We start from the raw sequence: 15505 nt of genomic DNA on the forward strand, positions 1-15505 counted from the left end.
TTATCGCACCGGTTTTTCCGCGTTCCCGCGAACGAGTTCTTTCAGTGCGACGCCGTTGACCTTGTCGACCTTGTAGTTGACACCGGAGAGGTCGCCCATCGCACGACCCTTCGCCCCACCGATCCCGGCGATGGTGACTTCGTCGTGTTCGTCGATGAACGAAATAGCGCCGTCACCGGGACAGAAGGCGGTGACCTGCTTGCCGTTCTTGATCAGCTGCACTCGGACGCACTTTCGGATCGCCGAGTTGGGCTGTTTGGCTTCGATGCCGACCTTTTCGAGTACGATACCGCGAGCCTGGGGTGCACCCTCGAGCGGGTCGGACTTCTCGCGAAGTCCGCGGGCGCGGCGCGCGTAGTCAGAGTCGGACCACCGCTGATTCTGGCGGTCCTTCTTGAGCTTGCGCGCGGCGTATTTGCCGTTTGCCATGGGCGTCGCTATCCGACGGAGGCACTTAAGCAACCCGTTTCCGCGCGGCGTTACGGCTCGAGAATCGACGACGAGGGGGAACGAAGCGATTTCAGCGCGTTTCGTCGCCGGAGACGTACGCTGGCGTCGGATCCGGTCGCGTTCGGATCGGTAGCGCTTCCGTTCGCGAGGACCGTTCGCTTCCGATGCGATCGTATCGTCGGACGAAACGATCCGGCAGTCGGCACCTCGTTCGATTCGCTGCCCCCGAGCCGTGACCCGAGTCCTGTATCGAAGGACGGATCGATCGATCCAGGTATATAATCTTACCGGATCAGCAGCTAAAGTTATTAGTCAGATCGGACATGTCGTGTACTCGTTATGGCTACACTGAACAGTTGGATCAAGCGACTCATCGGCAGCGCCGACGAGGAGTCCCAGTCGAGCGATGAACTGCAGGCAGTAGACGATCGAATCGGATTCGAGGCGTCACTCGAGGACGCGGAAGTGATCGGTCGAAGTCCCCTGTCGTACGTCGCTGCTGGCGAGTCGGTCTCGTCGTTCGTGGGAAAACAGGTCTCTTTCAAACTCGCCGAATACGGACTCGAGGACATCGAACCCGACGAGTGGTATCCGCTCCAGATCCCGCTCGCCATGCTGTACGACATGCGCGACGAGTACGGCGACGTCAGGATGCGGAATATGGGCCAGAACATCCCCCAGCACGTCGAATTTCCGCCGGATCTTTCCGAAGTCGATAACGCGTTACGGGCGATCGATACGGCCTACCACCAGAACCACCGCGGCAGCGAGATCGGCTCCTACGAGTTCCGACAGGAGGGAGCGAACGAGGGGGTGATGATCTGTGAGAACCCCTATCCGTGCGAATTCGACAAGGGACTCATCAAGGGCGTCGCGAAGAAGTTCGCCGACAACCCCGTGCAGGTCGAGGAAGTCGGCGATCAGTGTCGATCGGACGGCGATCACCGCTGTGAGTATCGCGTCGAATGGCTCTGAGCGGTCTCGTGTCGTAACCGACGACGGGGCCGTTCGAACCGATCGCACCGGTTCCGGAACGTGGGGTGACCGACTCAGTACGGATACTCTCTCGGTTCGCGCTGAACCGAGATCCACTTCACCGTCGTCAGCGTCTCGAGGATCCACTCGTCGTTGTACCGACCCATTCCCGATGCGCCGACGCCGCCGAACGCGACGTGCGGTTCGTCGTTCAACGGCTGGTCGTTGATGTGGACCATGCCGGTCTCCATCGCGTCGGCCACGTCACGCGCCCGGGCGACATCCGCCGAGTGAACCGATCCCGACAGCCCGTATTCGGTGTCGTTGGCGATCCGAATCGCCTCCTCGTCGGTTTCGAAGGGAACGACCGGCGCGACCGGGCCGAAGTGTTCGTTGCAGGCGACCGGCATGTCGCTGGTGACATCCGACAGCACCGTCGGCTCGACGAACAGCCCCTCGTAGTCGCCGCCGGCCTCGACCGTCGCACCGCGCTCGACCGACTCCTCGAGGAAGCCGACGATCTTGTCGCGTTGACTCTCGTTGATGACCGGTCCGACGAGGGTCCCCTCCTCGAGGGGATCGCCGATGGGGAGTTGCTCGGCGCGGTCGGCCAGTCCCGCCACGTACTCGTCGTACAGCGATTCGTGAACCAGATGGCGGTTGATCGAAATACACTCCTGTCCCTGATGGGTGAACGATCCGAACGCGCCGGCGTCGATCGCCCGCTCGAGGTCGGCGTCTTCGAGGACGATGTGTGCGTTGTTTCCGCCCAGTTCGAGTGCGGGTTCCGTGTACGCACCGACGGCACGCTGGCCGACGCCGCGTCCGACTTCCGAAGAGCCGGTAAACGACATCACCGACGGAACCGAGTGACCCGAGAAGTGGTCGCCGATCTCGTGACCGTAGCCGGGGACGACGTTCAGGACGCCCGCCGGGAGACCGGCCTCCTCGAAGACCTTCGCGAGGACGAGTCCGCCCGTTATCGGGGTGTGTTCGTCGGGTTTTAACACCACGCTGTTGCCGAGCGCGATGGCGGGTGCGACGACGCGACTGGAGAGATACAGCGGGAAGTTCCACGGCGTGATGACGCCGACGACGCCGGCCGGTTCGCGCACGAGGAGATTCTCCTTCCCGGGGGTAACCGAGTCCTTACGGCGACCGCCGTCGCGCATCGCCAGCCCGGCGCCGACCTCCATCGTCCCCTGTGCGAGTTGGGTCTCGAAATCCGCTTTCAGCTCGACGCCGCCGCACTCGACCGCGAACAACGTCGCGAGGTCGTCGGCGTACTCGCCCAGCAACCGACAGGCCTCGGACACGATACTGGCGCGCTCCTGGGGTGGCCGCTCCGCCCACGCCGCCTGTGCCTCATCCGCGATCGCGTACGCCTCGTCGACGTCGTCCTCGGTCCCCGAGGGGACCGTCGTCAGGCGCGTCCGCGTCGCGGGGTTTTCGACGTCGATCAGGTCACGGTCATCCGCGGGAACCCACTCCCCGTCGAGATACAGCGCGTTCCATCCGGTTTCCGGCGCGATCTCGAGTTCGTCGACGGCGATCTCGTCGGCGGGTTCCGCATTCGTATTCGTCATGTGAATCCATCTACCGGTGGATCCGGCTTATTCATTTGGTTCTGACATTCACGATTGTGGACTATCGAGATCGCTTTCGGAGCGTCGCTCGCCGACTCCGCGGGCGTTTCGATCGCCGAGTGACGGTCGGAGCGTGGGTTAGCGGCGCTGGGAAGACGAGCGGTTCCCGAACGGCGTTCGATCGATCGACCGCGGCGAGAGCGATCCCGTTACCGATTCGCGTGTGGGCCGGGGCCCAGTAATAGCAGCCCCTCTCAGAGGTCCGTCCGCCGAAACCGGACGTAGCCGATCGCGACGGGGACGACCAGCCAGACCAGTAAGACGACGATGCCGAACCAGTCCTGAAGGTAGAACGGCGCGTCACCCGGGTAGCGCTCGGCGGGGGTCATCCCGTATGCCTCCATCGACTGGAGGCCGTACTGAAACTGGAACGGATACAGCGATCCCTCGACGAGGCTACTGGCAAGGTTCGTGTAGGCGAAGATCGGGTTGAACTGGTCGAGGACCAGGTACCACGTCTCGGCCTCGACCGGCGGCCCCTCGTCGTAGAGGAGGTAGTAGGGGCCGGCGGTGAGCAGCTCCCACAGCGCGACGAACACCATATAGAAGCCGACGACGATGGCCATCGACTTGCCGCGGGTAGAGACGGCGGCGGAAACGCCGACGGCCAGACCGACGAACGTGGTCCCGAAGAGCAGCGATACGGCCCCAAAGCCCAGCCAGTCGACGAACGGCACCGCGCCGAAGAGAACGGCTCCGAGGACCAGCGAGACGAGGAAGGCGAGCGCGATTGCGAGTCCGACGACGCCCATGCGACCGACTAGCTTTCCGAAGACGACGTCCGTCCGGTTGGGCGGGAGTCCCAACAGGAGTTTGATACTCCCCGAGCGACGCTCGCCGACGACGGCCATGTAACCGGCGATCAGTGCTGCGATCGGGATGATCACCTGCAACGGCGTTCCGAGGAAGCTCAGTGCCTCGGCCGCAGTCACGTCGTCGACCGTGTACCAGATCCCGACGTAGCCGACCACGACGAGACCGACGAGCAACCCGATCAGCGACCAGAGGAGTTTCGAGCGGCCGGCGTCGTCGAACTCCTTTCGCGCGACAGTGGCAACGTGGCCGGTCATTGCGCCACCCCCGGTTCCGTCCCCGTGGGGCCCCCATCGCTCGTTCCGGACTCCGCCGCCTCCCCCGTTCGCTCGCTTTCGCCCCCGTTCGTCAAGGCGGTAAACAGCGACTCGAGCGAGACCTCCTCGATCCGCACGTCCCGAATCGTCGCGCCACCGTCGTCGAGTTGGGTGACGGCGCTCGCCTTCGCCGCCGGATCGGCGACCGATAGTTCGAGGGTTCGCCCGGACGCCGTCGTGTCGACGACCCCTTCAAGGTCGGTGACGAGATCGCGAGCCCACTCGGCGGGGTCCGCGAGGGTGAGCGTCATCGTCGCGCCGCCGCCCAGCTCCTCGCGGAGCCCGTCGATCGTATCGACGGCGACGAGTTCGCCGTCGTCCAACACGCCGATCCGATCACAGACCGCCTCGACGTGTTCCAAGATGTGACTCGAGAAGAAGACGGTCGTGCCGCGTTCGGCCTCGCTGCGAACGAGGTCCTGCATCTCGCGGATCCCGTGGGGATCGAGCCCGGTCGAAGGCTCGTCCATGATCAGCAGGTCGGGATCGCCGACCAGCGCCACACCGGTCGCGAGCCGCTGGCGCATTCCCTTGGAGTAGTCGCCGGCCGGCCGCGCGCCGTCCTCGGCCGAAAGTCCGACGCGTCGCAGGATCTCGTCGGGGTCGTCGTCGGCGTCTTTCGTCTTGCTGGCGAACTCGATGTGCCGTCGGCCCGACAGGCGCGGGTAGACGTCGAACCCCTCCGGGAGGACGCCGACCCGGGGACTGATCGCGTCGGCGTCCGCCTGAGCGTCGTAGCCCAGTACCGTCGCCGATCCAGCCGTCGGGCGGGTGAGATCGAGTAGCATGTTGATCGTCGTCGACTTCCCGGCCCCGTTGGGACCCAGAAAGCCAAACACCTCGCCGTCGTCGACGGTCAGATCGAGATCGTCGACGGCCGTGAGGGAGCCGTACTCCTTGGTCAAGCCGCTCGTCTCGATCGCGGTCATCTCGACGACCTACCACAGCGGAAAGGATAACCACCAGCCACGATTTCACGCAGCGAAACTGTGGGTTCTTTTATATCCTCCTGTCATACGAACGACCGAATGCCCGACGATGAGGACCGAGAAGTGCTCGCCCTACTCGACGACGAGTATGCACGCCGTATCCTCATCGCCGCCAGTGAGGAACCCATGTCCGTCGAGCGACTCACCGAGTGCTGTGACGCCTCGCCACCGACGATCTACCGGCGGATCGACCGGCTCGCGGATCAGGGGTTCCTCGACGAATACCAGGAGCTCGATCCCGATGGACACCACTACAAGACCTACAGCACGCGACTCGAGCGCGTGGCGATCGAGATCGCCGAGGGCTCGATGGAGATGGACGTGTACCGCCGCGACGAGGACCCCGCCGACCGGTTCACCAGACTGTTCGAGGACCTGTGATCGACATGTTCGGACCACCACTGCAAACGGTCGAAAGCGGAGGCGGAACGACGACGGTCGCCGTCGCCGTCTTCCTCGGACAGGCTATCGCGTTCGTGATCGCGTGTTGGATCGCAAAGCGGTCCTACGACGGCTACCGGGACGTCCGCCGGACGCCCCTGCTGTGGCTCGCGCTCGGGATCACGCTGCTGGCCGCGGTCCCGACGGTCCTTCGGTTCCTGTTGCCGACGCTGCTCGGTGCGTCGTCGGTGACGACGACCGTCCTCGCGAGCGTCAGCGAGATCGCCGGCCTCACGGCGATCCTCTATACCGTCTACGGCCGTCCGTGAACGGAATCGCCGCCGTTCGAGCCGACTCTCGGAGGTGGGAAGAGTGACCGTCGGTGTCGGTGCCCTCGGCGTCGGTTCGCTCCCCGTCCTCGAGGCCGCACCGACGGCCTTCGGGCTCGACGAGGAGACGACGATCTTCTTCGCCGGACTGGCCAGCGCCGCCCTCGGCACGGTCGTGGCGTGGACGGCCTATCGGGGCTACGCTCGCAACGACAGTCGGCCGATGCTGTTCCTGGCTATCGGCGTCGCGTTCCTGACGGCCGTCCCGTTCGTGCTCGCGTACGCGGTCGATCTGGTTGCGGACGTAACGGACGCGATCGTCCTGCTCGTCGTCACTGCTTGCCATCTGGTCGGACTCGTCGCGATCGTTCGCTCGTTCAGGAGGCCTGATTCAGCATGAAATCCACACGGACGTCATCACCGCTTGCCGCAGGGAGAACCGCTCTCGACCGCCTTCGAGGCTGGCTTCGCTGGTTCGTCGGCGTCGTCGTTCGCAAACGGACCTACGCCAACGTCGCGTACCTCCTGCTCGCGTTTCCCCTCGGGATCGGCTACTTCACGGTCCTCGTGACCGGCATCGCGATCCCGGCTGGCCTCACGTTCGGGCTCGTCGACATGGCGAGGACGGAACCCGTCGCCTTGCTGATCGCCGGCATCCCCCTCCTACTGGTGCTGTTGTGTATCGGCATTCCGACCGTCCTGGTCGTCCTGTTCGCCTCGGTCGAGTTGACCGCCCTCGAGCGAGTCCTCGCCGATCGGTTGCTCGACACCGATATCCCGACGGCCGACCCGGCTCCGACGCTCCGCGAGCGGGTACGACGGCTCGTCTTCGATCGGGGGACGTGGAAAGGCGTCGGCTACCTGGGTAGCAAGTTCGTGCTCGGGTTGGCCACGTTTTTCCTCCTCGCGTTCGGGGTCACGTTCACGTTCGTGCTGGTCGCCGCGCCGCTTCACTACCGAAATCAACTGGTCGGTATTCACCTCGGCGGCCCGGTCGAGTTCGTCCCCGAACTCACGTACCAACACGCCGGCTGGGTCATCGACGTCGTCTCTCCGGTCCCCCTCTCACTCGCCGAGGGCGAACTGATCTCGTTCTATATCGATTCGCTCGGGGAAGCGCTGGCCCTCTCGGCGATCGGCGTGCTAGTCGGACTCGTCGTTCTCCACCTGTTCAACGCTGTCGCGTGGCTGTTCGCGCGGTACACGGAGCTGTTGCTTCGGGACACCCAACCGTCGATATTCAGCGAACCGCCGGAATAGGAGAGCACCGACGGCCGACGTCGTTCGCCGCGACTGGCGACGGTGGGGACGCCGCAGTCGTCCCGATCCCTCAATCGTTTGGGAACAGTGGTATCACCGAGACACGCCAAGACGGCGTTGCGGCAGGAGCACCCACCACCAACTCCCCTGCCGTGAGCCTCCCGCCACCCGATCCCGCTCTCCCGTTTTGGGCTCGGTGCTCGAGACGGTCACAGCCGCTGCCATCGATCACCTCATCGAACGGGCAATCCGTGCCGCGTGAACGCGTCCGGAAACACGGCCGTCACCGGACCGAAGGAGTGTTTTGTGTGCAGTCCGTCCTAGTCACCAATGAGTCAACAGAACCTCGAGTCGCTCGACGTCGGGGCGATCCGGGAGGAGTTCCCGATCCTCCAGCGGGAGTTCAACGACGAGCAACTCGTCTACCTCGACAACGCGGCGACGACCCAGACGCCCGATCCGGTCATCGACGCGATGAGCGACTACTATCGGGAGTACAACGCCAACGTCCATCGGGGCATCCACCACCTGAGCCAGGAAGCCTCGATCGCCTACGAGGAGGCCCACGACCGCGTCGCCGAATTCATCGGCGCGAGCGGCGGCCGCGAGGAGATCGTCTTCACCAAGAACACGACCGAGGCCGAGAACCTGGTCGCCTACTCGTGGGGGCTCAACGAGCTCGGCCCCGGCGACGAGATCGTCCTCACCGAGATGGAACACCACGCCTCGCTGGTCACCTGGCAACAGATCGGCAAACGCACGGGAGCCGACGTGAAATACATCCGGATCGACGAGGACGGCCGCCTCGACATGGACCACGCGCGAGAGCTCGTCACCGACGACACCGCGATGGTCTCGGCGGTCCACGTCTCGAACACGCTCGGCACCGTCAACCCCGTTTCCGACCTCGTCGAGATCGCCCACGACCACGACGCCCTGGCCTTCATCGACGGCGCACAGGCCGTCCCCAACCGGCCCGTCGACCTCGAGGCCATCGACGCCGACTTCTACGCCTTCTCGGGCCACAAGATGGCCGGCCCCACCGGAATCGGGGCACTCTACGGCAAGAAGGAGATCCTCGAGGAGATGCAGCCCTACCTCTACGGCGGCGACATGATCACGAAGGTCACCTTCGAGGAGTCGACCTGGAACGAACTCCCCTGGAAGTTCGAGGCCGGGACGCCCCAGATCGCCGAAGCCGTCGGCCTCGTCGCCGCGATCGACTACCTCGAGGAGATCGGTATGGAACGCATCGAAGCCCACGAGGAGGAGATGGCCCGCTACGCCTACGAGCAATTGGCCGCCGAAGACGACGTCGAGATCTACGGCCCCGAGCCCGGGCCGGAACGGGGCGGGCTGGTCGGCTTCAACCTCGAGGGCGTCCACGCCCACGACCTCGCCTCGATCATGAACGATCACGCGGTCGCGATCCGCGCCGGCGACCACTGCACCCAGCCACTCCACGACAAACTCGGCGTGGCGGCGTCCGCTCGAGCCTCCTTCTACGTCTACAACACGAAAGCGGAGGTCGACAAACTGGTCGACGCCATCGATGACGCGCGTCAGCTCTTTAGCTGACGCGCGAGGGACGTCTTGCCGAGCACCGCAAGGCAAGGCTCGAAGCGGCGAAGCCGCTTCGTAGACGCACGACAGTTGTTCGCGTAAGCGAACAACAGAGTGCGAGGAGGTGTCGACGACGTTTTCGCGAGCGAACGAAGTGAGCGAGTGAACGCCAGCAAGAGCGAAGCTCTTGCCCGGCGCGTCAGCTCTTTAGCTGACGCGTGAGGGACGTCTTGCCGAGCAACGTCGTTCGAAGCGGCGGAGCCGTTTCGTGATGACGAGAGACCCTTGGTCTCTCGAACCACGAGGCAAGGCTCGAAGCGGCGAAGCCGCTTCGTAGACTACGACAGTTGTTCGCGGAAGCGAACGCCGACCGCGAGGACGGCGATCGGTTCCGTCACGTGACGTTCGAGTCGCTCTACGCGAAACAAAGGGGTTGTGCCGATCGAACCCGTCAGCCACGCGCCATACAGCAGCGCGAGTTCGATCGTCAGACGACACTACGTCGCGCGGTCTCCATCCGAAACGAAGGGGTTCAGCCGATGAGATGCCGAGATCGTCGCGTCGACAGTGAGCGACGAGTTGCCCCACGTCGTCACCGTCCGTCACCACAAGCCGAGGCCGTACTCGAGTACGGTATCGACCGCGTGCAGTCGTTCGGCCGGCATCGAACCGACGACGCTCGCCACTCACTGCTCGATGGAGACGCCGACCACGGACGGAAACCTCACGGTGGACGGGCATCGACCGCTCGGGCACCTCGCCGAGGCAGGTAGTAGCCTCCCGTAACCCGCAGCCACCGCGGTTGAGCGACCGGCCCACGCCGGTCCCGTTCCGAAAGGGGGTGGGGAAGGGAAGCATTTATTAGCGTGCTTTTCCTCTGTTTCGTTTGCATCAACTGGACCTGCATCGGGTCTCTGGAACGGTGTATCCTCTCCAGGAAGCTATCACACCGTCGGATTCCGCTGTACTCGTTCGGGTTCCACTCGAAATAGAGGGGTGCTGTACGACGAATGTCAGACGACAACTCGGAGATCACAGGTTCGGACGACGTCGACGGAACGAGCGGCTTCTCGACGGATTTCGAGGACGCGGACCTCGGCGACGAAGAGTCGAACCAGGGGTTGTTTGACGACCTGCTCAGCGGCGAGCCGATCTTCGAGAACAAGGAAGTCCTCCGGCCGTCCTACACGCCCCACGAACTCCCCCACCGGAGCGATCAGATCAACAAGATGGCGACGATCCTGGTCGCCGCACTCCGGGGGGAAACGCCGTCGAACATTCTCATCTACGGCAAGACCGGGACCGGAAAAACTGCGAGCGCCAAGTTCGTCAGCAAAGAACTCGAGAGCACCTCCCAGAAGTACAGCGTCCCGTGTGACGTCGAATACATCAACTGCGAGGTCACGGATACCCAGTATCGCGTCCTCGCACAGCTCGCGAACAAGTTCATCGAGAAGAACAAAGGGCGAATCGACGACCGAATCGACGAACTCGAGTCGCTGCGAGACGCCACAGAGGAGTACGACGCCACCGCGGACGACGACGCCCACGCGGGTGACGATCCGACCGATCGAACGGCCGAGGAGACGGCATCCGACCCGTTCGATTTCGTCTCGAGCGAGGAGACTGAGTCGCGATCAGCCGTTTCATCTGGAACCGAATCGAGCGCCGAGTCCGGCGATTCTCCAGCCGAAACGAGGGGGTCTTCGGATCCAGCATCGCCGCCAGTTACCGGAACGGAACCCGGAGACGCCGACGGCCCCGGTCGCGACGGTGAGACCGCCATCGACGCGACCCCGCAGGAACCGGCCCACCCCCTCGAGTCGACGCCGTTCGGGACGCGCGCCGAGGTCGACGACCGAATCGCGGAACTCGAGGAGGACAAGGAATCCTTCGAAGAGGTGCCGATGACCGGCTGGCCGACCGATCGCGTCTACAGCGTCTTCTTCGACGCCGTCGACTACGACGAGCGGGTCGTCGTCATCATGCTCGACGAGATCGACAAGCTCGTCGAGAAGAGCGGCGACGACACCCTCTACAACCTCTCGCGGATGAATTCGGAACTCGAGAACTCGCGGGTATCGATCATCGGGATCAGTAACGATCTCAAGTTCACCGACTTCCTCGATCCGCGGGTCAAGTCGTCGCTGGGCGAAGAGGAGATCGTCTTCCCGCCCTACGACGCGAACCAGCTCCGGGACATCCTCAAACACCGATCGGAGGTCGCGTTCAAGGGCAACGCGCTCTCCGACGACGTGATCCCGCTGTGTGCGGCCTTCGCCGCACAGGAACACGGCGACGCGCGACGCGCGCTGGATCTCCTTCGGACCGCGGGCGAACTGGCCGAACGATCCCAGGCGGAAACGATCGTCGAGGAACACGTCCGGCAGGCCCAGGACAAGATCGAACTCGACCGCGTCGTGGAGGTCGTCCGAACCCTGCCCACCCAGAGCAAACTCGTCCTCTTCGCGATCATCCTGCTCGAGAAAAACGGCGTTCACAGCATCAACACGGGCGAAGTGTTCAACATTTACAAACGCCTCTGCGAGGAGATCGACGCGGACGTCCTGACCCAGCGGCGAGTGACCGACCTCATCAGCGAACTCGACATGCTCGGCATCGTCAACGCCGTCGTCGTCTCGAAGGGGCGATACGGCCGCACCAAGGAGATCAGCCTGTCGGTGCCCCTCGAGGAAACGGAGGCCGTCCTCGTGAGCGATTCCCGGCTGAGCGATATCGACGACATCCAGCCGTTCGTACAGGCCCGATTCGAGAACTGAACGGACGGTTCCGACGGGCCAGCGACGGTGGTGCTGTCGTCGCGACTGCACTCCGGACACGCTTTTTGGACTGTTTCTGCCGGCCTACGGACAGGCATCGCTCTCGAGTCCGGCGTTCGACGTCGAGAGCGGCGGACGCGATCCGTCGATCGGCGCCGCCGACGGTCGGAGCGTAACGACCGGACGGACGACGAGTCGAACGGACACGGAGAAGACGGATCGGAACGGTCGGTTCGGCGACCGATTCGGACGGACGAGGGTCCGTCAGTGACGGCGCACCCGCGAACCGCCCTGGGTTGCACCGGGCCAGCGGGATAGGGGACCGTCTCAGCGACGAGACCGACCGATCGCCATCACAGCGACGGCACCCGCGCTGGCGATTCCGACGACACCGGCGACCCCTGTGGCACCCGGGCCTGCAGGTATCGGTCCGGCCGTCGCCGGCGTCGGTCCCTGCAGTGGCTGGCTCGCGGGCGACGTCGGGACGAGCGTTCCGCCGAAGAGCCTGTCGAAGGTCAGGCGGATGTGACCGAGCCACGGAATCCGGAACATCGCCTTACCGGTGACCCACTCGGGTTTGACGACGTCGCTGATCCCGTTCCCGTACTGATCGTACCCGCTGTTGGCGTCCCCTTTCGTGACGAATCCCGCGTGATCCGGGCGACAGGTATCGACTTCGGCACAGGTCGCGTCACCGATGACGTCCTCGTCGGCCTTGGTCTCGACCCAGTTTTCGTCTTCCTCGACCCAGAAGTGGGCACGGTGGATCACCGGCGTCTGCGTCGGATCACCGTTGGGCTGGTAGATGATGACGTCACCGGGCTTGCCGAACTTCTCGTATCCGGTTTCCCGGCCGTTCTCGAGCGTGACGACGCCCGTGTCTTCGACGGCGGCGTCGTTGCCGAATCGGTCGTCGTCGACGACGAAGATGAGATCGCCCTCCTGCATGTTCGGCGTCATACTGGGGCTCTCGACGGCGACGAGTGGCGGCCAGATCCCGCTCACGGCAAACAGGAGGAGCCCGACGACCGCGACGATCGCGACGCTGCTCAGGACGTCCCGCGTTATCATGACGGTCTCGTCGTCAGTGTTGAGAAACCAGCGAAGAATCCCGTCGTCTTCGATCGTGACCGGGTCGCGGTCGGCATCGGGCCCGTCCCGTGACGATTCCTCGGGCGCAGGTGATCGGTGCGAAGGCTCGGCACGTCGATCGTGCTGCTCGGAATCGTCGTCACCGGAATCGCCGGGTGGCTCCCCGGGGTTAGGACCGCTCATCGTCACTCGTTTTGCCGGGCCTCCCAATCAACTTTCTGTTCGTCCCCGATCCGTTCGGAACTGATCGTCGAAGTCACTCCAGCGACACTACGGGCCGCGATCGCCGACGGCTGTTCCGAGCAGGACGAGCGCGAGCACGCCCGTCGCGATGAGGATGGCGGACGACCCGACACCGGTCAGGACGCGGATGGAATCGACACCCAGCCCGATCTGGCCCAGCCACGGGATCCGAACCATCGCCTTGCCGGTGATCCACTCCGGGCTGATGACGGTGGTATCCGAACCCGAACGGGGGAGCTGGTCGTAGGCGGGGTTGGCGTCGCCTTTCGTGACGAACCCGTCGTGGGGTGCTGGACACGAGACGATCTCCGCACAGGTCACCTCGTTTTGCGAACGGAATTCGCCTTTCGTCCGCACCCAGTTTTCGCCTTCCTCGACCCAGAAGTGAGCACGATGGATCACCGGCGTCCGCGTCGGATCACCGTCCGGTATGAATACGATGACGTCGCCGGCGGCACCCAACCGTTCGTGATCCGTCTGGCGGCCGATGTCGCGGGGGACGATGCCGGTCCCCTCGACGGCGTTCTCGCCCGCGAACCTGCTTTCGTCGACGATGAAAACCAGATCGCCCTCCTGAACGTTCGGTTCCATACTGCCGCTCTCGACGGCGACCAACAGCGGCCAGGCCCCACTGACCGCGAACAAGAGCATGTTGACGGCCCCGACGAGCGCGAGAATCACGGCGATGTCCCGGCAGACGGAGACTGTTCGATCGTCGGTCTCGAGCAGCCAGCGGACGACCCCGTCGTCCTCGATCGTGACCCCCTCGTCGCTGGGTGATCGGGTGCGAGTCGCGGCCGTCGGTCCCTGATCGTCGGCGTCGTCCGATGGAGCCGGAGGGGAATCCGGGTTCGGTGCCCGGGATTCGGCTCGGTCACGGTTCCGATCGCCGTCGTCAGGCCTCTCCATCACTAGCCGATTTCGGGGAGTACGGTATCAACCTTCCGGCAAGTCCGCGCCGTCTTCGACGGATCCCTGCCGCGATATTGTTCGTCCGTTGACTTCTCTGGGCCCCGTCGGACGGGAATCCGCTATCCTTTTGCTCTCGCCCTCGAATCCGTTCGTGTGCCACTCGAGGCTCCCGCTCGGATCGTCAGTGAACTCACGAGCCGTGGGTACAACGCGGAACGGGAGGCTGTGACCCGACTCGCGGCAGCCGACGATCCGACCGCGGCCCTCGAGCGCGTCCTCGAGACGGTCCCCGAGGACGCGCTCGTTGTTCGAACCGACCACGTACGGAAGGCCCTCTCGACGGCCGGGACGGACGGTCCGGCTGGCTCCGAATCCGGGCCCGACGCCGGCAGCGGCGACGAATCCCCGTCGGCCGATGTTCCCCCCTCCGTTTCAACTGGAACCAGCGCGGCTTTGGGGCGTGAATCGGCGGGACGGGCTCCAGTCGAAACGGAGGGGTCACCCACCGCGAACCGCTCGGCCGATCCGGCACAGCGATCGCTCGAGATCGTCGGCGATATGACGGGACAGAGCACGGGAACGGGCGAGTACAGCGATTTCGTCTCGGTTTTCCGTGATCGGTTGGATCGACTCGGAGCGAAACTTCGGGGGCGAGTCAACCATCGGCCGGCGACGGCCATTCAGGACATGCCGGGCGGCAGCGAGGTGGCGATGGTCGGGCTGGTCAACGACATCCGATCGACCGCCAGCGGCCACTGGTTGATCGAACTCGAGGACGCAACGGGAACGTTCCCGTGGCTGGTGATGAAGGACCGAGAGTACGTCGACCTCGTCGACGAGTTGCTCTGTGACGAGGTGCTGGCGATGGAGGGGACGCTGGCGGACGATTCGGGGATCGCTTTCGTCGACTCGATGCACTTCCCGGACGTTCCGCGGACCCACGAGCCGTCGACGGCGGATCGTCACGTGCAGGCGGCGCTGATCAGCGACATCCACGTCGGCAGCCAGGAGTTCATGGCCGACGCGTGGAACGCGTTCGCCGACTGGCTCCACACCCCGGAGGCCCAGCACGTCGAGTACCTGCTGCTCGCGGGCGACATGGTCGAGGGCGTCGGCGTCTACCCCGATCAGGACGAGGAACTCGACATCGTCGACATCTACGAGCAATACGAGGCGTTCAGCGAACACCTGAAGAAAATACCCGGCGACATCGAGGTCGTCATGATCCCGGGCAACCACGACGCCGTTCGGCTTGCCGAACCCCAGCCGGGATTCGACGAGGAACTCCGGGAGATCATGTCCGCACACGACCCCCAAATCGTGAGCAACCCCTCGATGGTGACCCTCGAGGGCGTCTCCGTGTTGATGTACCACGGCGTCTCGCTGGACGAGGTCATCGCCGAGTTGCCCGAGGCGAAGGCCAGCTACGACGATCCGCACAAGGCGATGTACCACCTCCTCAAGAAACGCCACGTCGCGCCGCAGTTCGGGGGCCATACCCGGCTGGCACCCGAGGAGAAGGACTACCTCATCATCGACGAGGTCCCCGACATCTTCCATACGGGCCACGTCCACAAACTCGGCTTCGGCAAGTACCACGACGTGCTCGCGATCAACTCCGGTTGCTGGCAGGCCCAGACCGACTTCCAGAAGAGCGTCAACATCGACCCCGACGCCGGCTTCGCCCCGATCGTCGACCTGGACACGCTCGACGTGACCGTCCAGAAGTTCAGCTGATACGACCGGACAGCAGTA

14 protein-coding genes are annotated in these 15505 nt (G+C 64.4%); 8 read left to right on the forward strand and 6 right to left on the reverse strand.

Annotation, left to right across the window (positions count from 1 at the left end; genetic code table 11):
- Positions 1 to 429, reverse strand: coding sequence for a 30S ribosomal protein S12 (locus J0X27_RS08485; protein ID WP_004267302.1), 429 nt, complete (start codon positions 427 to 429; stop codon positions 1 to 3).
- Positions 430 to 789: 360 nt separating this feature from the next.
- On the opposite strand from J0X27_RS08485, the gene J0X27_RS08490 reads away from it, so the two are divergent.
- The gene (locus J0X27_RS08490) at positions 790 to 1425 is read left to right on the forward strand and encodes a 4-vinyl reductase (RefSeq protein WP_207271922.1); all 636 of its coding nucleotides are present in this window, start codon (positions 790 to 792) and stop codon (positions 1423 to 1425) included.
- 74 nt (positions 1426 to 1499) lie between these two features.
- Here the strand turns inward: J0X27_RS08490 and J0X27_RS08495 are convergent, their stop codons facing one another.
- The 3 genes from J0X27_RS08495 to J0X27_RS08505 form a co-directional block, all read right to left on the reverse strand.
- Complete coding sequence (locus tag J0X27_RS08495) at positions 1500 to 3011, reverse strand: aldehyde dehydrogenase family protein (protein WP_207271923.1); 1512 nt, start codon at positions 3009 to 3011, stop codon at positions 1500 to 1502.
- 254 nt (positions 3012 to 3265) lie between these two features.
- Positions 3266 to 4141, reverse strand: a complete 876-nt coding sequence (locus tag J0X27_RS08500; protein ID WP_207271924.1) for an ABC transporter permease — start codon at positions 4139 to 4141, stop codon at positions 3266 to 3268.
- Positions 4138 to 5130, reverse strand: a complete 993-nt coding sequence (locus J0X27_RS08505) for an ABC transporter ATP-binding protein (protein WP_207271925.1) — start codon at positions 5128 to 5130, stop codon at positions 4138 to 4140. Before J0X27_RS08505 ends, J0X27_RS08500 begins: the two co-directional genes overlap by 4 nt.
- 99 nt (positions 5131 to 5229) lie before the next feature.
- On the opposite strand from J0X27_RS08505, the gene J0X27_RS08510 reads away from it, so the two are divergent.
- From J0X27_RS08510 to J0X27_RS08535, 6 genes are all read left to right on the forward strand, one after another.
- Entirely contained in the window at positions 5230 to 5571 is a 342-nt protein-coding gene (locus J0X27_RS08510) for a winged helix-turn-helix domain-containing protein (protein ID WP_207271926.1), read from the forward strand.
- 5 nt (positions 5572 to 5576) lie between these two features.
- Positions 5577 to 5900 (forward strand): hypothetical protein, encoded by a 324-nt coding sequence (locus tag J0X27_RS08515; RefSeq protein ID WP_207271927.1) that lies wholly within the window; start codon positions 5577 to 5579, stop codon positions 5898 to 5900.
- Between the two features lie 43 nt (positions 5901 to 5943).
- Positions 5944 to 6300 carry a DUF7521 family protein gene (locus J0X27_RS08520; RefSeq protein WP_224214611.1) on the forward strand — a complete coding sequence of 119 codons (357 nt, stop codon included), beginning with the start codon at positions 5944 to 5946 and terminating at the stop codon, positions 6298 to 6300.
- Complete coding sequence (locus J0X27_RS08525; RefSeq protein ID WP_207271928.1) at positions 6297 to 7160, forward strand: sensor domain-containing protein; 864 nt, start codon at positions 6297 to 6299, stop codon at positions 7158 to 7160. Before J0X27_RS08520 ends, J0X27_RS08525 begins: the two co-directional genes overlap by 4 nt.
- Positions 7161 to 7490: 330 nt before the next feature.
- Positions 7491 to 8738 (forward strand): aminotransferase class V-fold PLP-dependent enzyme, encoded by a 1248-nt coding sequence (locus J0X27_RS08530; protein WP_207271929.1) that lies wholly within the window; start codon positions 7491 to 7493, stop codon positions 8736 to 8738.
- Positions 8739 to 9733: 995 nt separating this feature from the next.
- Positions 9734 to 11503 (forward strand): Cdc6/Cdc18 family protein, encoded by a 1770-nt coding sequence (locus tag J0X27_RS08535; protein WP_207271930.1) that lies wholly within the window; start codon positions 9734 to 9736, stop codon positions 11501 to 11503.
- 327 nt (positions 11504 to 11830) lie between these two features.
- On the opposite strand, the gene J0X27_RS08540 is transcribed toward J0X27_RS08535, so the two are convergent.
- Positions 11831 to 12778, reverse strand: coding sequence for a S24/S26 family peptidase (locus J0X27_RS08540; protein WP_207271931.1), 948 nt, complete (start codon positions 12776 to 12778; stop codon positions 11831 to 11833).
- Positions 12779 to 12865: 87 nt separating this feature from the next.
- Entirely contained in the window at positions 12866 to 13747 is an 882-nt protein-coding gene (locus J0X27_RS08545; protein ID WP_207271932.1) for a S24/S26 family peptidase, read from the reverse strand.
- A 156-nt stretch (positions 13748 to 13903) separates the two neighbouring features.
- On the opposite strand from J0X27_RS08545, the gene J0X27_RS08550 reads away from it, so the two are divergent.
- The gene (locus tag J0X27_RS08550) at positions 13904 to 15487 is read left to right on the forward strand and encodes a DNA-directed DNA polymerase II small subunit (protein WP_207271933.1); all 1584 of its coding nucleotides are present in this window, start codon (positions 13904 to 13906) and stop codon (positions 15485 to 15487) included.
- The last annotated feature ends 18 nt before the right edge of the window (positions 15488 to 15505 follow it).

The sequence above is a fragment of the Natrinema longum genome (genome assembly GCF_017352095.1).
In the GTDB taxonomy this organism is placed as follows: Archaea; Halobacteriota; Halobacteria; order Halobacteriales; family Natrialbaceae; genus Natrinema; species Natrinema longum.